Origin of the sequence: Prevotella sp. P5-126 (assembly GCF_002251185.1) — a bacterium.
Lineage (GTDB): Bacteria > Bacteroidota > Bacteroidia > Bacteroidales > Bacteroidaceae > Prevotella.
The window spans coordinates 242125-262012 of record NZ_NPIZ01000053.1; the positions used below are offsets into that span (position 1 = coordinate 242125).

Sequence of the window (19888 nt, forward strand, 5' to 3'; positions counted from 1 at the left end):
GGGCGGAATGACAAAAGAAACGTCCACTTTCTTTTGTCATTCCCCCGATAAGCAGTAATTTTGCAGATGAAAAGAGAGTAAGACATGAATATAATACGCTTTCTGAAAGACTGGACGCTGCCTGTGGCAATAGCTCTTGGTGCAACAGTTTATCTGCTGTTCTACTATGTGCCGCAGCTCGACGGACTGGGCAATAGGCTAGGCCCCGTTATCGATGTGATATTTCCGGTGACGGTGTTTCTCACGCTGTTAGCCACCTTTTGCAAGGTCGATTTCCATCAGATGCGCCCCCATCGTTGGCATATTGGTGTGCTCGCAGCACAGGTATTGCTGGTAGTTGCTAATCTCGGCATCATCTTTCTGGTAGGTGACGACCTTGACCAACAGCTCATCTGGCAAGGAGTGCTTACTTGTACCATCGCCCCGTCGGCATCGGCAGCGCCCGTTGTGACGGGCAAGCTCGGTGGAAACATCAATACGATGACCACCTTTACCGTCATCTCAGCCCTTGCATCGGCATTGATGATACCCTTGGTGTTTCCTCCGCTGACCAGTACGGTGCATCTTACATTCTTCGAAACCTTCCTCATCATTCTGCAAAAAGTATCGATGGTGCTCCTGTTGCCGTTGGTCTTGGGCTGGCTGATGCAGCACTATGTGAAGGCGGTCTGCCGTCGCATTGCCTCCATGCCCAATCTGAGTTTCTATCTATGGGGCGTCTCGCTCACTATTGTAGCCGGTGTAACGGTGAAGAATATCCTGCACAGCAATGCACCATTGTGGTTGCTCACGGCTATTGCTGCATTGAGTTTCGTGGTCTGCTTCGTGCAGTTCGGCATTGGTCGCGCCATTGGCAGACACCTTGGCGAGGAAATCTGCAGCGGTCAAGCCCTGTTTCAGAAGAACACCTCGTTAGCCATTTGGGTGGCTTACCTCTATCTGCATCCTGTAGCATCGGTAGGCGCAGGCTGTTATGTGCTGTGGCAGAACATCATCAACTCAGCCGAACTGTGGCACTACCGCCACACCCATCCCACTCCATGACTTACTGAATAACATCGCAACATGACAATGACAAAGACCGATATCACGACCATCATTTTCGATGCCGACGATACCCTATGGGACTGTCAGACTTGGTTTGACCGTGCCGAAGAGCAACTTGCCGATATGCTCAAACCTTGGGTGAGCGACAGACAACGCGTGGCAGACAGCCTCTTTGCCATCGAGCGCGCTAATATGCCGCTTTTCGGCTATGGCACTAAGGCATTCACCCTGTCGCTGTTGGAGAATGCTATCAAACTGACCGATGGTCGTATCGGTGCCGATGTGCTACTCCAAATCATCGAAATGGGTAAGCGTCTGCTGCGTTTCCCTGCTACTCCGTTGCCTGAAGTGGAATCTACGCTGCGCCAACTCCACGAAGCGGGACGCTACCGGTTGGTGGTATTTACCAAAGGTGAACTGATGGGACAGGAGGATAAACTGTCGCGATCAGGACTGTTGCCCTATTTCTCGCATGTGGAAATCGTGTCCGACAAGACCGAAACCGCCTATCGCACACTCTGCGACACCCTTGGTGTGGATCCCCATGAAACACTCATGGTGGGCAACTCCTTCCGTAGCGACATTGCTCCGGCACTTGCTGTTGGCGCCTGGGCAGTACATATTCCCTTCCATGCAGTATGGGCATTGGAGAAATCGCAAGAGTTTCCACACGAAAGATTAACGAAGATAGAACATTTCAGTCAGCTGATGGACTGTCTTTAAATCATGGCGCTTGATGCATTGCCACTTATCGGATGATGGCAATGCGGCAAACGGTGCCCCGATGACCGTCGCTTGTAGCGGTCAAAACATGATAGACGCCAGAGGCCACGCGGCGCCCTTTGCTGTCGCAACCATCCCAGATATAGGTGCCACCCGTGCTGCGCCCACGTGCCACCAGCATGCCTGCCGTGTTTACAATGCGCACATCCGCATCGTAACTCAGTCCTTCAATGGTGATAGGTCCCGTATAGTCGGGGGCTACAGGGTTGGGATAGGCGCGCACCACACCTTTCTCCATCTTTTCAGCGGCATCGGTAGCATCGGAAACCACAGCGCATAGCCCCTCTTCCGTGCCGATATACACCCGCCCAGTCTGTCCGTCGATGGCGATACTCTCTATGCGGTCAGACAGCAAACCGCTGTCGGCTGAGGTGTAATGAGCCACTTCGGTGGTGTTGTCGCTACTGATTACATAGACACCGTTGCTTTCTGTGCCTATCCATTTGCGGTTGCCGCCATCAATAGCCATGGCAGTCACACTGATTCCCTCCAACAGATAGTCGCCATAACCGCTGCCATCATTGCGCGGAACGACAATCTGCGTATATCCGTAGTCGGGCGATTGTTGCTGTTGTGGAGTGAGCATCAGCGGTCCCTGATTGGTGCCTGCCCATATATTGCCATCTTTATCTTCTGCCACACAGTTGAAGCTATAGATGTCGCGCAAGGGTGTTTCGTCTTGATTGCGCAAGGCATCGAAACGGTCCACCTCGTCTGTTTCAGGGTCGATGCGCACCAGGCAAGGGTGATGGTGATGACTGTTGACAAGCCAAACCTTACCCGTATGGTCGGTCGTAGGGTTGCGCAAGATGGTTAGGGGCGTGCCGTTATAGAAGAGTGAGGGATGGTCGAGTGACTCCATCGTGCCTTCACTGTTCATGCGGATAAGTGGGTGCTGGGTCTCGCTGTTGGTCATCCAAAGGCGATGCTGACGGTCGTAGAAGAGTCCATCAACACGCACATAGTTGTTGTTGCCCGGAATGGCACTTGCCAACAGACTATTGCCTGCGGTGTATTGAGCCACCGATTGCCCGTTGCGAAACTCAAAGAGGCCGTTGCCACAGGTCGCTATATAAAGATGTGTGGCATCGGCAGGGTCGATAGCCATGCTCACCGCATCCTTTTTCATTGGAGCATCGATTTGCTGCCAATGTCCCTCGCGGTCCATTTGCTGCCATTGTGCGGTGCGATCCATCTGTCCTCCGTCGTACCAACCGCCACCTACTCCATACAAACATCCGTTGACGAACCACAGACTGTTGAACTCGTTGTAGTGTGGTCCACCGGCATTTATCTGGCTGACGATGGATATATAGGCATCGTAGTCACCCCGGTAAGCATCGTAAATGGATTCAGGGAAATGGCTTGTCGAGTGCCAGTTGGCAGGATTGATGAGGTTGTCGGACATCCGCCCAACCATCACGCCGCTCGCTGCGGTATTGGCATAGAGGTTGCCGTCAACCGCCATCACATTCCAAACATCGCTGCCTAAGGTGTAAGTTTCTACCACATGGGCATTCGCCACATCTATCTTCACAATGCTGGAACCCACACAGAGGTAGGCGATGCTACCGTCGGTAACAATGCGGTGAACCTTCTTGCTGCCTGCCATCGTTGCCATATAGAGGTCGGGCATATTGGTCACTTCACCCTCAGGATTGATGAGGTCGATATTGGCATTGGTATAAATGGCGATGAGGCGATGGGCTTCGCTACACCATTTGATATGGGATAGCTGACCGCCATTCAGGCCGTTGGACCGGTCGAAAGTAGTAACCGACTGGTCGTTGAGGTTGTAGTGATAGAGATTGCCACTCGCTTTGACGAAGAGTCCTTGCTCTGCTTTCTCTATTTGTTGCGGTTCGCCATAGGCTAAATAATACTGCCAGGTGCCGGGCTGTGCATGGACTGTCGTCATGGCAAACCAGCATAGCAGGGTACATACACAACGACAGACAGCACCAAAGCTAATGTCGTGGGACATGAGCCATGATGCTGTCTGACGTGGGGATAGTATCATTTTTCTTATAGTTTATTTTCCAAGAGTTGCACGCAGATAGTCGGCCAACTTCTGAGTGGCACGTGCACGGTGGCTGATGGTGTTTTTGACATCCACTCCGAGTTCTGCAAAGGTGTGGTCGTAACCTTCGGGTTGGAACACGGGGTCGTAGCCGAAGCCTTCACTGCCGTGCTTCTCGTGGGTGATGGTGCCGTTGACAATGCCTTCAAACTCGGTCACTTTCTTCACAGCAGTGCAACCGCAGGGGCACACATCGCGTCGCTCTATCAGCGCAATGACGGTGCGGAAGCGTGCTTGGCGATTGTCTTTTCCTGCCAGTTCGGCAAGCAGCTTCTGCATATTGGCCTCCGAGTCGTGGCCTTCGCCACCAGCATAGCGTGCGCTATAAACACCCGGTGCACCGTTGAGAGCCTCTACTTCAAGACCGGTATCGTCGGCAAAACAGCTCACATGATAGTGATCATACACATACTGAGCCTTCTGCAGGGCATTCTCTTCAAGGGTCTTGCCCGTTTCGGGAATATCCTCGTGGCAGCCGATGTCGGCTAACGACACCACCTCGAAACGGTTTCCAAGGATGCTGCGAATCTCTTCCAACTTATGTTGGTTATTGGTTGCAAATACAATTTTCATCGTTATAGTTTGTCGGCGGCATCATTCCTTAGGGATTTCTTCCACCGCCTTTTTAACTTTTTTAATCTTTACTTTCATCTCGTCAAAGCCTTCGCCATAGACACCGATAACGGCACTTTGGCTTACAAAGGCGTTGGGGTCGATCATCTTGATGAGGCGGAAGATGTTGACGCTCTCATTCTTTTTGGCCAAAATACACAATACGCGGAGTTCCTTACCAGTGTACCAGCCATGGCCATCGAGGATGGTTACACCATGGTTCATCTGTGTGCCGATGGCATTGGCAATCTCCTGCCACTTGCGAGAGAATATCATAAACTGCACAGACTCCCTTCGTGCATTCATCACATAGTCGAGCACAAAGTTCTCCATCGTCATCACACAGAAACCAAACACTACCTTGTGGGCGCGCTCGATATAGGTGCCAAACTGTGGGAAGAACATACACGAACCGATGATACAGAAGTCGGCGGCTATCAGTACAGTACCCAACGATACGTTGTGATACTTATTGATAGATGCTGCAATAATATCGGTACCACCCGTAGAACCGTTGTTGGAGAATACGGTGGCAAGGGCAATGCCGCCAAACATACATCCTATAACCATCGACATGAAGTCCTGCCCTTCGCCCAGCAACTTGATGGGCAGGCCGTTGGGCTGTTTGGGCAAAATGTCTTGGGCAAACTTCAGCATGAAATAGAGCGTAACGATGGCATAGATGGTCTTCATTAGAAACTTGAAGCCCAATACCTTCAATGCGACAAGCAGCAGAATGCCGTTGATAATGATGTAGGTGTTTTCCAGACGGAAACCGGTAGCATAGTAGATAATGGCCGACAAACCCGTCACTCCGCCACCTACAATCTCATAAGGCATGAGGAATACGGTGAACGAAATGGTATATAGCAGCAAGCCAACGGTGATGAAGAAATAGTCCTTCATCTCGTTCCACAGCATTTTGTGATTGATAGTCATATGCCGTATTTGATATTTATTTGCAAACGATGTTTACCATGCGTTTGGGCACTATGATGACTTTGACCACTTGCTTGCCGTCGATATACTTCGGTGAGCGAGAATCTGCCATCACGGCTTCTTCGATGGTTTTATTGTCAGCATTGGCAGCAAACTCCATGTCGAAACGTGTTTTGCCGTTGAAGGCAACACCAAGTTTTACGGTATCTTCTACCAAGAACTCTTCATTCCATGTGGGCCATGGGGCATCGCAAACGCTGCCGGTCTCGCCCAAAGCCTCCCAAAGTTCTTCGCTGATATGGGGTGCGAAGGGGGCCAATAGTGTAACGAGGGTGCGGAGAAGTTCGCGGTTGTGACACTTCAACTGTGCCATCTCGCCAACGCAAATCATAAAGGCAGAGATAGACGTGTTGTAAGAGAATTCCTCGATGTCTTGTGACACCTTCTTAATCAGTTTGTGGACACTCTTCAACTGGGCTTTTGTGGGCTCAGCATCGTCAACGAGCAGTTTGCCATCGGCGTTGTCGCGGCTGTTGCCATAGAACAAAGCCCAGAACTTCTTCAAGAAGCGGTGGCAACCGTCTATTCCGTTGGTGTCCCAAGGCTTAGACTGTTCTACCGGACCAAGGAACATTTCGTATAGACGTAAGGTGTCGGCACCGTAGCGCTCAACAATCATATCGGGGTTGACCACGTTGAACATCGACTTAGACATCTTTTCAATTGCCCAACCACAGATGTATTTTCCGTCTTCAAGGATAAATTCTGCATGCTCATACTCTGGTCGCCAAGCGCGGAAAGCATCTTGGTCGAGCACGTCGTTGCTGACGATATTCACGTCAACGTGTATGGGAGTTACATCCTTGTAACTGCCTTTGAGGTTCAGACTGACAAACTTGCCCTTGTCTGCGCCCTCGTCGTTGATGCGATATACAAAGTTGCTGCGACCCTGTATCATGCCTTGGTTTACCAGTTTCTTGAATGGTTCGTCCTCGCAACTGTAGCCTGAATCAAACAAGAACTTGTTCCAGAAGCGTGAATAGATGAGGTGACCGGTGGCATGCTCTGTACCGCCAACATAGAGATCTACGTTGCGCCAGTATTCATCAGCCTCTTTACTTACGAGGGCTTTCTCGTTCTTAGGATCCATATAGCGCAGATAGTAGGCAGAAGAACCTGCGAATCCGGGCATGGTGTTGAGTTCGAGAGGGAATACGCTCTTATGGTCTATCAGACTCTTATCTACTACTTGGTTGGTCTTGGTATCCCACGCCCACAACTTGGCACGGCCCAATGGGGGCTCGCCAGACTCTGTTGGCTTGTATTCGTCTATTTCAGGCAATTCCAAAGGCAGACATTCCTTCGGAATCATATAGGGCATATCGTCCTTGTAATATACGGGGAATGGCTCGCCCCAATAGCGCTGACGACTGAAGATGGCATCGCGCAGACGGTAATTCACCTTGACGCGGCCCAGTCCGTTGGCTTCCACATATTTCTTGGTGGCGGCAATGGCCTCCTTTACGGTCAATCCGTTGAGGCTGAACTTTGCTGAAGCAGAGTTGCAGACAATGCCTTCTTTGGCATCATAGCTCTCTTCAGAAACATCGGCGCCTTCTATCAGTGGGATGATGGGAAGGTTGAAATGCTTGGCAAAAGCATAGTCGCGCGAGTCGTGGGCAGGTACTGCCATGATGGCACCTGTGCCGTATCCGGCCAATACATACTCTGAAATCCAGATGGGAATCTTTTCGTCTGTGAACGGATTGATAGCGTATGAACCAGAGAAAACACCTGTCACTTTTTTGTCGGAAATACGGTCACGCTCAGTACGCTTCTTCACATAGGCGATATAGTCGCTTACTTCGGCTTTCTGAGCATCGGTGGTGAGTTCGGCAACGAGATCTGATTCAGGAGCAAGAACCATGAAGGTTACACCAAACATGGTATCGGCACGAGTGGTGAAGATGGTGAAGTGCTTGTCGGAATCGGCCACATTGAACTCTACTTCGGTACCTTCGGAGCGTCCAATCCAGTTGCGCTGAGTCTCTTTCAAAGAGTCGGTCCAGTCGATTGTGTCGAGACCGTCGAGCAAACGCTGGGCGTATGCAGATACGCGCAGACACCACTGGCGCATCTTCTTCTGCACTACAGGGTAGCCACCGCGTACGCTGACGCCATCCACTACCTCATCGTTGGCAAGTACCGTGCCGAGTTGAGGACACCAGTTGACCATGGTGTCGGCAAGATAGGCTATGCGGTAGTTCATCAACACTTCTTGCTTTTTCTTCTCAGAGTACGATGCCCAGTCGGAAGCAGTGAAGTCCAATTCCTCTGTTCCCAGTGCACCACAATCCTTAGAACCCATCAGTTCGAAGTGTTCTATCAGTTTGATGGTAGGCTGTGCTTTGTGTGAAGAAGTGCTGTAGTATGATTTGAACATGCGTTGGAACGCCCATTGTGTCCATTTATAGTAGATAGGATCGCAAGTGCGTACCTCGCGTTCCCAGTCGAAGGAGAATCCAATCTTGTCCAACTGCTGTCTGTAGCGCGCAATATTCTCTGTAGTAGTCTTCTCTGGATGCTGTCCGGTTTGTATGGCATACTGCTCTGCGGGGAGTCCATAGGCATCGTATCCCATCGGATTCAACACGTTGTAGCCCTGCTGGCGCTTATAGCGAGCGTAGATGTCGCTGGCAATATAGCCCAATGGGTGACCCACATGGAGTCCGGCTCCAGAGGGGTAGGGGAACATGTTGAGCACGTAGAATTTCTTTTTTGTAGGGTCTTCTGTCACGCGGTAGGTTTTCATCTCTACCCAGCGCTTCTGCCACTTCTGTTCGATGTCTCTAAAATTGTATTCCATATTTTCGTATTTTTTGTTTTCTCCTTATTTATATAATATTACTGCAAAGGTAGTGCAAACCGAGCGAAATACAAAGAAAAACCCCGTTTTTCTTTTATTTAAGAGGTGTAGCACTATCTTTATGATGACCTTGTAAAGCGACTCACGTAAGAGAAGAAATAAGAAAAAATGAAATTTCTTTTGCTTTTCGCTCACTTAATCGTACCTTTGATGCTTCTCATCTTAGGTACTCCCGTTCGGAAAAGCATAATAAAAATGGTTTTTTCTTTTGCTTTTCGCTCACTTAATCGTACCTTTGTGATTGCATCACCAAGGTACTCCCGTTCGGAAAAACATAATAAAAACGAGTTTTTCTTTTGCTTTTCGCTCACTTAATCGTACCTTTGCAACATCGTGAAGAAGGAATTGAATTACCTTTTCCGATAATCTATAGAATAGAAACAAATTTAAAACGAAACGACAGATGAACAAGATGCTGCTGATGATGGCTGCTTGCTTCTGTACCATCGGAATGATGGCACAAGGCAACCCACAGGTGAAAACAACTGATGGAACGCTCGAAGGAATGGAGCGTTCTGGTGTGAAAGTGTTTCTCGGAGTACCATTTGCTGCACCGCCAGTGGGCGATCTGCGATGGAAAGCACCACAGCCCGTTGTAGCATGGGAGGGTGTGCGTAGTGCTAAAGACTTTGGGCCTAACCCCATGCAAGAGAATATATTTGGCGACATGAACTTCGGTACGAAGGACAACAGCGAAGACTGTCTATATCTGAATATATGGACTCCTGCTCACACCATGAAGGAGAAACTACCTGTGCTCATCTATTTCAACGGTGGAGGACTCATGGCTGGAAGCGGTAGCGAACCCAGATATGCCGGAGAGAGCATGGCGCGAAAGGGCATAATCGCTATTACTGCCAATTATCGTGAAGGCATCTTCGGTTTCTTCTCTCATCCGCAACTGTCGAAAGAAACAGCCTATAAAGGTTCGGGAAACTATGGATTCATGGATCAAGTGGCTGCCATTCAATGGGTGAAAACACATATTGCAGACTTTGGTGGCGATCCCGAACGCATCACGATAGCAGGCGAATCGGCTGGATCAATGTCGGTAAGTGCCTTGATGGCATCGCCACTGTGTCAAGGACTGATAGCACAAGCCATCGGATCAAGCGGCTCTGTCATGGGATTCAACGCTGTTGCTACACTCAAAGAGGCTGAGACAGCTGGCGTAGAAATAGCAAAAGCGCTGGGTTGTAAGACTATTAAACAGTTGCGTGCCATGCCGGCAGAAGAACTCATGAAGCGTGCCAACGTGAGAAACGTACCGAAATACTGCATTGATGGCTATTTCTTCACAGAACAACCCACACAGACTTATGCCGACGGAAAGCAGTTGCACATTCCTTTGCTCATTGGTGGAAACAATCAAGAGATGTCGCCTCAAGCGATTCTGGCTGGTCAGCCAGCCTCTGTAGAGGTTTTGAAAGAAGCTGCACGTCAGAAGTTTGGCGATGCCACCGACCAACTGTTCCGTCTATATGGCATCTATACTGCTAACGATGTGACAGGACAGCCGGGCACTGACTTGGCTTCTGATTTATTCCTCGACTATTCCACATGGAAGTGGGGACACATGCACCAGTTGACCAGTGGACAACCAGTTTATCGCTATCGCTACTGCCATCCGCGTCCAGCAATGGCTGTCAAGGGGAAAGTGGCAGGACTGGCTGGTGGAATACTAGATGCAAAAGATGGTGAACCCGCAGTGTCACAAGACAAAGGAGCGGTACATTCTGCCGATATTGAGTATGCCATGGGTACGTTGCCCACAAACAGAGTCTATGACTGGCAGCCCGATGACTATATGATCTCTGATGTGTTCAGCAACTATTACGCTAATTTTGTGAAGACAGGAAACCCCAACGGACTCGGTTTGGTGAATTGGCCGGCAGTCAACGGCAAAACTGTTCCACCCGTATTGCAGATTGACGTGCATACTTTTGTTAAGACCGATGAGGCGATGCAACAGCGTTATTTGCTGATGGACAAGTTGTTTTGGAAATAAACCATCATGCTGCAATACCTTAAAACTGATACGCTTCGATGTCTGATGGTGTCGCTAATGGCCGTTATGACATTATCACTCTATGCGCAACAGACCGACCCTGCCAACGAGAGTAAAGCCGACGACAATCCGTTTGGCCCTACGTTCATGCCGATGGTCAAGGTTGGAAAGGTGCTGGAAGGCGGCGACAGCATCCAGTATATGGAGATGAACAATGTCTATGTTTATCCCCCCATCTCCTTCAGTAGCAAGAAACAGCAGATGGCGTTTAATAGATTGGTGCGCAATGTGAAGCGCGTACTGCCTATTGCCAAGGAGGCGCGCACCATTATGATGGAGACTGCGGAGTTTCTGGAAACATTGCCTGACAAGAAATCGAAGGAGGAACATATGAAACGCGTAGAGAAAAGCATATGGAAAGAGTATCAGCCGAAGATGAAAAAACTGACGTATTCACAGGGAAAACTCCTCATCAAACTCATCTATCGCGAGAGTCATTCATCTTCCTACAATATGATTCAAGCCTTTCTAGGACCTGTGCGTGCTGGATTCTATCAGGCTTTTGCATGGGCGTTCGGCGCCAGTTTGAAGAAAGAATACGATCCGGAAGGTGTGGATAGACTCACCGAACGAGTCGTGCTGATGGTGGAAGCTGGTCAACTCTGATGTGTTCCGTAAGTGTTTGACAGGTGTTTGATAACCTAAACTTATCATCATCGAACACCACTATAAAGTTATATCCGATAATGAATTACGTTATAGTGGTGTTCGGTGTTCGATAAAAAATGAAAAACTAAAATATATGTGTTGCCGCGTGATGCCTTCTTGGGCGTCGGCATTACTTGTTCTCAAGCAATCGCAATGGGGTTTGTTGGATGGAGCAATGGTTCATAGTCTGGCAATACAGTAAAGCCCATTGACCTACCTTGTGATTATTTGTCGTTGAAAACCACTTGTAGCAGGGTCTGGCCTACGGCTTTCAGCGTGTTCTTGTCGATATGTTGCATATCGTCACTGACGGTGTGCCACGTCGGTCCAAAGGAACTTTGTTGGCAATCGGGATAGTGGTTGATGATATCTACACAGGGGACATGGGCCACTTCATTCACTGGTATGTGGTCGTCGGTCACGTAGCCGCCTGCCTCCATAGGGAAGAAACTGCTATAGCCTGCGGCACTTGCAGCACTCCAGATGCGGTCAACGAGGCGTCCGGCATGTTGCAGTGAGAAGCCTTCGTGGTAGAAACGGGCACCCTGACCACCCACCATATCGAGCAAAATGGCATAGCGATACTTATTAGAACCGCTTGCGGCATAGTTCTTGGCCCAGTGTTGTGCGCCCAATGCCCATGAGTCGCCATCGTCTGCGGCTTCGCTCCACTGTGGTACGCCCCAGTCTTCGGCATCGAAGCAGACAAAGTCGATGCTTACAGGTAGTGAGTCGTTGTGTTGAAGCAGGCGTGCCAGTTCGAGCATGACAGCCACTCCCGATGCGCCATCGTTGGCTGCCATGACGGGTTTGTGCCAGTTGGCAGAGTCGGGATCATTATCTGCCCATGGGCGACTGTCCCAGTGTGCACATATCATGATGCGTGTTTCGTCGGTGCTGCGTTTGGGCATAGAGGCGATGATGTTGGTGCTTTTGAGTATTGTGCCGTCGAATCCCTTGAGGTCTGCACACTGAAGTTCAATGCTGCAACCGTATTTCTGAAACTGTGAAGCAATCCATTTGCCGCATTTCTCATGCGCCTCGCTATTCATTGTGCGAGGTCCATAGGTACATTGTGCTGCACAGAAAGCATAGGCAGAATCAGCATGAAATTCAATATTGACAGGTTTTTCCTCAGTTGCAGGTTGTTTGTTGGTAGTACCGCAAGCCATGATGGTGGCTATTGCAGCCCATAGCATGGCGATATTGATTATGTGGTGTTTCGTCATTTTTCTGTTTGTAGTCTGTAGTCTATATGATAATGATTTCTACGATTTGGCGCTTTGCACCTGTTTCATGATACGCAGGAAATTGCGTCCCCAAATCTTTTGGATGTCGCGTTCGGAATAGCGTTTGGCCATGAGATGTCGGGTGAAATTGATCATTTCCGATGAGCAGGAGAGTCCGCGAATGCCTCCATCGCCATCGAAATCAGAACCTAAACCGACATGGTCGATACCCATAATATTGATAGCGTGGTCGAGATGTGCCAGTGCATCAAGTACTGTAGCCTCGCCATCTTTGCAGAGGAAACCATTATAGAGTGTCACTTGCATCACACCACCCTTAGCAGCCAGCTGTCGCATCTGGTCGTCGGTGAGATTGCGAGGATGGTCGCAAAGGGCTCTACAGCTGGAGTGGCTACACACAATGGGCTGTTGGCTGATGTCGAGTGCATCGTAGAAACTGTGCTCACCAGCATGACTCATATCTACCATGATGCCCAGTTTGTTCATCTTCCTAATGACCTGTTGGCCGAAGTCGCTCACACCGCCATGGGTATTGCAACCGCGTGCTGAGTCGCATATGTCGTTGTCACCATTATGGCAGAGTGTCATATAGACGATGCCGCGCTCTGCAAAATGGCGCAGCTTGCGTAGATCGCCATTGATGGCCAAACCATTTTCAATGCCCAGCATGATGCTCTTCAGCCCTTTCTTCTTATTGGCATAGAGGTCGGCAGGTGTCCGTGCAATGCTGAGGTAGGACTTATTGTGGGCCACCATGGTTTCTATCTTGTCGAAGATGAGGTCTGCATATTCCGTAGGATTCTTCACATCGAAATCAACAATTGATGGGAAGTCCTCGCCGGGTTTGGGTTGTGGCAGATAAGCCACCATGATAGTGGCATCTTGATGACCTTCGGTCATCTTGTGGAGATCTACCAATATCTTCTTGTCGCGACTGCCGAAATCTACGCCTTGAGGGAAGAACATCGGTGTGTCGCAATGCGTATCGAGGGTGATGATGCGCTCATGGAGCTTGCAGGCTTGGTAGAAATGTTCTGACTCCTTCACTAACCATTGGAAAAGTGGCGCTCCATCGACCAAACACTCTGGATGCCATTGCACGCCAATGATACTCTTGTATTCACGGCTTTCTATGGCTTCGATGATACCGTCGGCAGATTCTGCTGTGGTGCGGAAACGTGGTCCGCAGTGATCTACTGCTTGGTGATGAAATGAGTTGACGTAGAGTATGCCGTCGTTGTCCTTGAGCGTATCGGCATAGAGACTACCGAGAATAGAGTCGGGCTCTATCTTTACGGAGTGGGTGGGCTCTGAACGGTCTGCGTCCTGACTGTGTTTTACCTGTGCTCTGTGGCTGATATCCTGTTCCACATGGCCATCAAGAGCCATAGCCAATGCTTGAATGCCGCGACAAATGGCTAACATAGGAATCTGCCGATCGTAGGCTAACCGTATAGTGAGCAGTTCGGCAAGGTCGCGCTCGGCATTGATGCCTCCAAGCTTGACAACAGGTTGCTCGCCTGCAAACAGCGGATTGAAGTCGGAGCCACCGCTGATGAGGAGCCCATCAATATGTTCAAGCGTATTGATGATAGTATCGGTCTGTGCAGAGGGAGGCATGATGATAGGCACACCGCCTGCTTTTTCCACCGATTTATAATAGGTTTGAGCGAGCTTGCAGTTTCCTTCGCCATAGTTTCCCGTGATGGCAATGACAGGTTTGTGCGTTGCTGCAGGAAACGACGCATGGCATTTGGCCAGCTGTGCTTGCCAGTCAAAACGGTTCATACGCAGTGTTGATAGATGATTATTCGTTGGGTCCGATAGGAATCTCACGCTTGATGCTTTGTTCGAGCGATATCAGAGTCTCTGTAGCCACTACACCGGGGATGTCTTGCAGTTGGCCGTTGAGCAACTGCATGAGTTGTTCGTTGTCGCGGGCGTAGAGCTTTACGAGCATGGTGTATGGACCTGTAGTGAAGTGACATTCCACGATTTCTGGAATATGCTGTATTCTTTCCACTACGTCCTTATACATCGAACCACGTTCCAAGGTGATTCCTACGTAGGTACAGGTGGTGTATCCCAGACTTTTGGGGTTAACGTCGAAACCGCTACCCATGATGACGTGACCCTCTATGAGGTGCTGGACGCGCTGGTGGATAGCTGCACGTGATACGTTACACTCTGCCGCAACATCCTTGAAGGGTATTCGGGCATTTTTAGATAGAATATTCAGAATCTTTTTGTCGAGATTATCAATCTTGTCGTTTGCTGCCATATTTATATGGTTTTAGATATTTTACTATTTGTAAGCAAAAGTAGTTATTATTGTTGAAACAGGCAACACTTTGCTTGATAATTTATGTTTTTTTAGACAAAATATCGGTATCATGGCCAGATTCATCGACCTTGATACCGATATACACTATTGTGTTGGGGTGTTTTCCCTGATGATTATTTCACTTCGAGAAGCTCGATTTTGAAGACGAGAGCAGAGAAAGGCTTGATGTCTTCACCCTGCTGGCGCTCACCGTAAGCCTGATCCTGAGGAATGTAAACCTCCCATACAGAACCTGCAGGCATGTGGGTCAGAGCGGTTGTCCAACCTTTGATAACCTGGTTGCAACGGAAGTCTGCGGGCATGTTGCGCTTGTATGAGCTGTCGAATACCTTACCATCGATGGTGCGACCCTCGTAGTTGACCTTTACCATTGAGGTGTCAGCAGGAATCTTACCGGTTCCTACCTTGATAACCTTATACTGTACACCACCGGGAAGAGTTTTCACACCTTCCTTCTTGGCATTGGCTGCAAGGAATTTCTCACCAGCTGCCTTGTTAGGACCGTAGGCTTTTTCCATGGTCTTGGCCTTGATGCTCTGCATCATCTTCTGAGCAACCATCTGTGCTGAGTCGATGCTCATGAGGCCACCCTTACCAGTTGTTCCGCTGATGAAACCTGCCATGAAGTTCTTCAGAGAGATGGTCTTGGTAGAATCCTCACCGAAAAGCTCGTGGTTGATGCCCTTCATCATCTGGTTTGAAATCTGCTGGCCAATCTGAATACCTGCGTAGTAAGCGGCTTTCTTCTTGTCGTCGCCGGCATTGGCTCCTTCGTTCAAACCTTTGATAAACTCGTCCAGATAGGCGGTATCCACGTCAAGACGTGTTACGAGATAATCTTTCAGACCCTGAGTCTGTGCCATACCGATGGCGTAGCTCAGTGTGTCTACGTCGCTCTTCAGGTTGGCCTTGGGAGCGGCATTGCCGCAAGAAAGCATGGCTATTGCGGCTACAGCGAATGCTGCAATGGTAAATTTCTTCATTGTATTACTAATGTTTGTATCATTTCTGTTTGGTTTAGAGCACCTTGATGAGCTCTACATCGAAAATAAGTGCTGCAAATGGGGGAATAGCACCTGCTGCTCCACTCTCACCATATCCCAGCATATAAGGTATGAAGAAGCGGTATTTAGCTCCTTCCTGCATCAGCTGCAGACCTTCGGTCCATCCGGCAATCACCTGCTGCAAACCGAATTCTGCGGGTTCACCACGCTGTACTGATGAGTCGAAAACTGTGCCATCGATGAGAAATCCCTCATAGTGGCAGCGTACTGTGTCTTTGGCAGATGGTTTTTTACCGTTACCTTCCTTGATAACTTGATATTGCAGACCGCTGGGCAGTGTAACCACACCGTCTTTCTTTGCGTTTTCTGCCAGATATTTCTCACCTGCTTCTTTGGCAATCTTGCCTTGTGCGGCGCGCTGTTCGTTGAGTTTCTTCTCTTGTGCCATGAAGTAATCTTGCACAATTTGCTGCGCTTCGTGGTTTGGTACCTTCAGTTCGTTGCCTGCAAGCACGTCTTTGATGGCTGCTGCAAAGTCGTCAACGTTCATGTCTGTGGCACCCATCTGCTTCAGCTGCATGCCGATACCGATGCCCATAGCGTAACTTACTTTATCCATTTTTTGTCTTTATAATATTATTAATGTATCTGTTTTAAAATCGGCGCAAAGGTACACATATTTTCTGATACCGCATTATTTTTTTATGAAAAATTATAGTGTTTCATGGTTTTTCTCATATCAAGAAAAGCCATTGACGGATAGTGCTACATGGAAATAGCTGGCAGAACTAACCGTAAACGGGATTTAATGCTTGTTCAGAATCAGTTCTACGCGATTGACAATCTGCTCTGGTGCGATGTTGCGCATGCAGGCATAGTCACCTCGTAAGCATGGTTTCTGGCCGTAGATGCTACATGGACGGCACTCCAACGGTATCTGGATGGCATTCTCTGGGCTCTGATTCCAACCCATAAAACCAGTAAAAGGATGAGTGGCGCCCCATACGCTTACTACGGGTGTGGCTACCAGCGATGCCAAGTGCATATTGGCAGAATCCATGGATACCATTACTTGGAGGTGGCTCATTAAGATGAGTTCGTCGCGCAGATTATTCAAATGTTGGCTTACATACACACACTGGGGGTGGGCAGCACACCATTTCGGGAATGTTTCGTCTTCGCGCTGGCCTTTGCCAAATAAATAGATGCGAGTATCAGGATGTTTGGCAAGCAATTGCTCTACTACCTGTTCCATTAATCGAACTGGATAGATTTTGCCTTCGTGTGCGGCAAAAGGTGCAATACCGATACACGGTTGACCGACAGTGGGACGGGGAAGACTCTCTGGCAAAAGATTCATGTCACCACCATCTTCTGAAAAAATGGAGCGGAACTGTACGTTGACGGGATAGCCCAAGCGGGCAAATACATCAGCATAGTTCTGGAATGAAGTAGGCAACTGAATCAGTTGCTTATTGCTTGAAGAGGTGATGCGACGGCGATCTTTGCGATGTTTGTCAATGTGTGCCACTTTATAGTGGTCCAGATTGAAGCGCATGCGCAGATAACTTGACCTCAGTACGCTGTGAAGGTCGGCAATGGCTGTAAACTGTTTGGCCAACAAACGGCGGTAGAGACTGTTTAATCCAGTGATACCGTGGTATTCGCGTTTGAGGTCAGCCTCCATAAAATTGATGTTGGGTAGCAGATCATCGAACAAAGGACGTGCAAAGTTACGGCTCAATACCGTAATGCGCACATCAGGATACTGCTGTGCCAATGCATAGACGACGGGCACTGTCATGGCCACATCGCCTAATGCAGAGAATCGGATGACGAGAAGATGTTCCTTTTTCACCAATTGAATTATTTCTTGTAGAGAATAGGGTTGGTAGAAGGATCGTTGTACATCTTCATCTGGCGATATACCTTCATGTACTTGCGACCCTGCTCAATGTCTTCGAGCAACTGGTCGATGGCTGTGCTGAGATCCACCTGCTGTTCAAGAAGAACCTGCAGTTTGGCTTGACACTTCTCTACATGGGCAACGTCAGCATCCTTGCGTTCGGTCTGTTCTTGCATGTGCCAGATCTTCAAAGCCAGAATGGAAAGACGGTCAATGGCCCATGCTGGACTCTCTGTGTTCAGTCGTGCGTCGGTCAAAGGCTTGATGTCACTATACAACTTACGGAAGTAAGAGTCGATTTCCTCTACCAAATCGGTGCGGTCTTGATTGCTGTGGTCGATGCGACGCTTCAGAGCCAGTGCCTCTGTTGGGTCGATGTGTGGATCGCGGATGATATCTTCCAGATGCCACTGTACGGTATCAATCCAGCATTTCAGATACAGGCTATACTCAATAGAGTCGCGCTCGTAAGGATTAGAAATGGGCGTGTCCACATGATCTTTCAAGTGATAGTCACGAATAGCTTGCTTGAAGATTTGGTTAGCTTTTTCTGTAAATGTCATAGTCTATATTTTTTTGTTTGGTGCAAAGGTACGAATAAGTGAGTGAAATACAAAAGAAAACCTCGTTTTCTTTTGCATTTCCGAACGTGAGTACCTTGGGCGCATAGCGCCAAAGGTGTAGAATAAGTGGGTGAAATACAAAAGAAAACAGTGTTTTTTTTCTCTTTTCCATCCCGATTCATTATCTTTGCATCCAATTATGAAAATAGTTGTTGACGATAAAATACCCTATATCCGCGAGAAACTCCAGATGCTGGCCGACCAAGTGGTGGCTATTCCCGGAGCAAAAATAACGTCTGCCGATGTGAAAGATGCTGATGCACTTATAGTGAGAACTCGTACGCGATGTGATGAAAAACTGTTGGCTGGTTCGAAAGTGACTTTTGTTGCCACTGCAACCATAGGATTTGATCATATTGATACCGATTATATGGAGCGTGCAGGCATAACATGGACCAGTTGTCCAGGATGCAATGCTGCCTCGGTCGCACAGTATCTCGAATCGTCACTTCTTTTGCTTCAACAACAGAAAGGACTTCAACTCAATAGTGCCACTATCGGTATCGTGGGATGTGGACATGTGGGACAGAAAGTGAAGAACGTAGCTGAACGCATGGGTATGCGTGTCTTGGTATGCGATCCGCCAGTGGGCTCCTCAGACTATGTGTCGTTAGACGTGATAGAGCGGGAGGCAGATGTCATCACTTTCCATGTGCCACTCACCCGCGAAGGATGTTATGCTACATGGCATATGGCAGATGAAGCGTTCTTCCAAAGGCTCTCGCGCGTACCTTATATAATTAATACAAGTCGTGGGCCTGTGGTTGATAATAACGCTCTGTTGACAGCATTGTGTGAAAAGCGAGTGCGCGATGCGGTTATCGATGTATGGGAGGGTGAACCTGATATCAATCTCCAACTCCTGAAACAGGCTTTTATTGCCACTCCACATATTGCAGGCTACTCTGCAGATGGCAAGACTAATGCTGATAACATGGTAATTCAAGCTCTTTGTCATCATTTCCATTTGCCCAATCCCGGTCGTATAGATCCTCCGTCTCTACCTGACGGTTTTCATTTCACAGGTGATCCTTTACAGCTTTACAACCCCATCAAGGATAGTGAAAAACTTAAAAACGATCCTTCGCTGTTTGAATCTTTGCGCAATAATTACCCACTTAGACGTGAAAAAATCTGAAAAAATATGCAGAAAAGGGGCTGAAAAGTGCACAGATTATAGGTGTTTGTGCAAAGAAAAGCGCTTTTTTACCGAAATTATTTGCGTAACTCAATAAAAATTAGTTACTTTGCAACCGCTAAGTGCCCTATGGGGTAGTAAGCACATAAAAAGAGAATACATTATAAACTATTTTAAAAAGAACATTATGTCAGAAATTGAAAGCAAAGTAAAGGAAATCATCGTTGACAAGCTCGGTGTTGACGAGGCAGAAGTAAAGCCCGAAGCAAGTTTCACCAACGACCTCGGCGCTGATTCTTTGGATACCGTTGAGCTCATCATGGAATTTGAGAAAGAGTTTGGTATCTCTATCCCCGACGACAAGGCTGAGAAGATTGGCACTGTAGGTGATGCTATCGCATACATCGAGGAGAACAAAAAATAAATCACATCTGTGATGGACTTTTGGGTGTTGGGTGTTGGCGTACCTTTTGGTGGCCAATGTTCAACACCCATTCAGTAATAGGACATCACTAAGACA

At 48.5% G+C, this 19888-nt stretch carries 17 protein-coding genes; 6 read left to right on the plus strand and 11 right to left on the minus strand.

What is annotated here, in order from left to right; all coding sequences use genetic code 11:
* Window positions 1–84 precede the first annotated feature (84 nt).
* Entirely contained in the window at window positions 85–1044 is a 960-nt protein-coding gene (locus CIK90_RS05955) for a hypothetical protein (protein WP_094464576.1), read from the plus strand.
* A 21-nt stretch (window positions 1045–1065) separates the two neighbouring features.
* The gene (locus CIK90_RS05960; RefSeq protein WP_371591511.1) at window positions 1066–1770 is read left to right on the plus strand and encodes an HAD family hydrolase; all 705 of its coding nucleotides are present in this window, start codon (window positions 1066–1068) and stop codon (window positions 1768–1770) included.
* 25 nt (window positions 1771–1795) lie between these two features.
* Here CIK90_RS05960 and CIK90_RS05965 read toward each other — a convergent pair whose 3' ends face one another.
* The 4 genes from CIK90_RS05965 to leuS are packed head-to-tail and all read right to left on the minus strand — an operon-like array spanning window position 1796 to window position 8327.
* Window positions 1796–3850, minus strand: a complete 2055-nt coding sequence (locus CIK90_RS05965) for a two-component regulator propeller domain-containing protein (protein ID WP_094390989.1) — start codon at window positions 3848–3850, stop codon at window positions 1796–1798.
* A 12-nt stretch (window positions 3851–3862) separates the two neighbouring features.
* Window positions 3863–4483, minus strand: coding sequence for a non-canonical purine NTP diphosphatase (locus CIK90_RS05970; RefSeq protein WP_094390988.1), 621 nt, complete (start codon window positions 4481–4483; stop codon window positions 3863–3865).
* Between the two features lie 21 nt (window positions 4484–4504).
* On the minus strand, window positions 4505–5461 hold the full coding sequence (locus CIK90_RS05975; RefSeq protein WP_094464577.1) for a YitT family protein: 957 nt from the start codon (window positions 5459–5461) through the stop codon (window positions 4505–4507).
* Between the two features lie 16 nt (window positions 5462–5477).
* The gene (leuS, locus tag CIK90_RS05980; protein ID WP_094464578.1) at window positions 5478–8327 is read right to left on the minus strand and encodes a leucine--tRNA ligase; all 2850 of its coding nucleotides are present in this window, start codon (window positions 8325–8327) and stop codon (window positions 5478–5480) included.
* Window positions 8328–8790: 463 nt separating this feature from the next.
* Here leuS and CIK90_RS05985 point away from each other — a divergent pair, with 463 nt between their 5' ends.
* The gene (locus CIK90_RS05985; RefSeq protein ID WP_094464579.1) at window positions 8791–10395 is read left to right on the plus strand and encodes a carboxylesterase/lipase family protein; all 1605 of its coding nucleotides are present in this window, start codon (window positions 8791–8793) and stop codon (window positions 10393–10395) included.
* Window positions 10396–10461: 66 nt separating this feature from the next.
* Window positions 10462–11061: a DUF4294 domain-containing protein gene (locus tag CIK90_RS05990; RefSeq protein ID WP_254046294.1), complete on the plus strand. Its 600-nt coding sequence runs from the start codon at window positions 10462–10464 to the stop codon at window positions 11059–11061.
* Between the two features lie 266 nt (window positions 11062–11327).
* On the opposite strand, the gene CIK90_RS05995 is transcribed toward CIK90_RS05990, so the two are convergent.
* The 7 genes from CIK90_RS05995 to CIK90_RS06025 form a co-directional block, all read right to left on the minus strand.
* Window positions 11328–12332 (minus strand): M28 family peptidase, encoded by a 1005-nt coding sequence (locus tag CIK90_RS05995; RefSeq protein ID WP_094464581.1) that lies wholly within the window; start codon window positions 12330–12332, stop codon window positions 11328–11330.
* Between the two features lie 39 nt (window positions 12333–12371).
* Complete coding sequence (locus CIK90_RS06000) at window positions 12372–14141, minus strand: membrane dipeptidase (protein WP_094464582.1); 1770 nt, start codon at window positions 14139–14141, stop codon at window positions 12372–12374.
* A 19-nt stretch (window positions 14142–14160) separates the two neighbouring features.
* On the minus strand, window positions 14161–14634 hold the full coding sequence (locus tag CIK90_RS06005) for an Lrp/AsnC family transcriptional regulator (RefSeq protein ID WP_094390981.1): 474 nt from the start codon (window positions 14632–14634) through the stop codon (window positions 14161–14163).
* A 176-nt stretch (window positions 14635–14810) separates the two neighbouring features.
* Complete coding sequence (locus CIK90_RS06010) at window positions 14811–15680, minus strand: FKBP-type peptidyl-prolyl cis-trans isomerase (protein ID WP_094464583.1); 870 nt, start codon at window positions 15678–15680, stop codon at window positions 14811–14813.
* A gap of 34 nt (window positions 15681–15714) precedes the next feature.
* Window positions 15715–16320: an FKBP-type peptidyl-prolyl cis-trans isomerase gene (locus CIK90_RS06015; protein WP_094390979.1), complete on the minus strand. Its 606-nt coding sequence runs from the start codon at window positions 16318–16320 to the stop codon at window positions 15715–15717.
* A 186-nt stretch (window positions 16321–16506) separates the two neighbouring features.
* Window positions 16507–17559 (minus strand): glycosyltransferase family 9 protein, encoded by a 1053-nt coding sequence (locus CIK90_RS06020; RefSeq protein ID WP_094440599.1) that lies wholly within the window; start codon window positions 17557–17559, stop codon window positions 16507–16509.
* Between the two features lie 8 nt (window positions 17560–17567).
* Window positions 17568–18170 (minus strand): DUF4254 domain-containing protein, encoded by a 603-nt coding sequence (locus tag CIK90_RS06025; RefSeq protein WP_094390978.1) that lies wholly within the window; start codon window positions 18168–18170, stop codon window positions 17568–17570.
* A gap of 199 nt (window positions 18171–18369) precedes the next feature.
* Between CIK90_RS06025 and CIK90_RS06035 the strand changes: the two genes are divergently transcribed.
* Together CIK90_RS06035 and CIK90_RS06040 are read left to right on the plus strand one after the other, a co-directional pair.
* Window positions 18370–19368 carry an NAD(P)-dependent oxidoreductase gene (locus CIK90_RS06035; protein WP_094464585.1) on the plus strand — a complete coding sequence of 333 codons (999 nt, stop codon included), beginning with the start codon at window positions 18370–18372 and terminating at the stop codon, window positions 19366–19368.
* Window positions 19369–19555: 187 nt separating this feature from the next.
* Complete coding sequence (locus CIK90_RS06040; RefSeq protein WP_094390976.1) at window positions 19556–19792, plus strand: acyl carrier protein; 237 nt, start codon at window positions 19556–19558, stop codon at window positions 19790–19792.
* The last annotated feature ends 96 nt before the right edge of the window (window positions 19793–19888 follow it).

Bases quoted from the DNA above. Each gene is read 5' to 3' on its own strand.
- CIK90_RS05960 (WP_371591511.1), top strand. From the start codon at position 1,066: ATGACAATGACAAAGACCGATATCACGACCATCATTTTCGATGCCGAC.
- CIK90_RS05975 (WP_094464577.1), bottom strand. From the start codon at position 5,461: ATGACTATCAATCACAAAATGCTGTGGAACGAGATGAAGGACTATTTC.
- CIK90_RS06000 (WP_094464582.1), bottom strand. From the start codon at position 14,141: ATGAACCGTTTTGACTGGCAAGCACAGCTGGCCAAATGCCATGCGTCG.
- CIK90_RS05995 (WP_094464581.1), bottom strand. From the start codon at position 12,332: ATGACGAAACACCACATAATCAATATCGCCATGCTATGGGCTGCAATA.
- CIK90_RS05990 (WP_254046294.1), top strand. From the start codon at position 10,462: ATGACATTATCACTCTATGCGCAACAGACCGACCCTGCCAACGAGAGT.
- CIK90_RS05955 (WP_094464576.1), top strand. From the start codon at position 85: ATGAATATAATACGCTTTCTGAAAGACTGGACGCTGCCTGTGGCAATA.
- CIK90_RS05985 (WP_094464579.1), top strand. From the start codon at position 8,791: ATGAACAAGATGCTGCTGATGATGGCTGCTTGCTTCTGTACCATCGGA.
- CIK90_RS06005 (WP_094390981.1), bottom strand. From the start codon at position 14,634: ATGGCAGCAAACGACAAGATTGATAATCTCGACAAAAAGATTCTGAAT.
- CIK90_RS06025 (WP_094390978.1), bottom strand. From the start codon at position 18,170: ATGACATTTACAGAAAAAGCTAACCAAATCTTCAAGCAAGCTATTCGT.
- leuS (WP_094464578.1), bottom strand. From the start codon at position 8,327: ATGGAATACAATTTTAGAGACATCGAACAGAAGTGGCAGAAGCGCTGG.
- CIK90_RS06040 (WP_094390976.1), top strand. From the start codon at position 19,556: ATGTCAGAAATTGAAAGCAAAGTAAAGGAAATCATCGTTGACAAGCTC.
- CIK90_RS05970 (WP_094390988.1), bottom strand. From the start codon at position 4,483: ATGAAAATTGTATTTGCAACCAATAACCAACATAAGTTGGAAGAGATT.
- CIK90_RS06010 (WP_094464583.1), bottom strand. From the start codon at position 15,680: ATGAAGAAATTTACCATTGCAGCATTCGCTGTAGCCGCAATAGCCATG.
- CIK90_RS06015 (WP_094390979.1), bottom strand. From the start codon at position 16,320: ATGGATAAAGTAAGTTACGCTATGGGCATCGGTATCGGCATGCAGCTG.
- CIK90_RS06035 (WP_094464585.1), top strand. From the start codon at position 18,370: ATGAAAATAGTTGTTGACGATAAAATACCCTATATCCGCGAGAAACTC.
- CIK90_RS05965 (WP_094390989.1), bottom strand. From the start codon at position 3,850: ATGATACTATCCCCACGTCAGACAGCATCATGGCTCATGTCCCACGAC.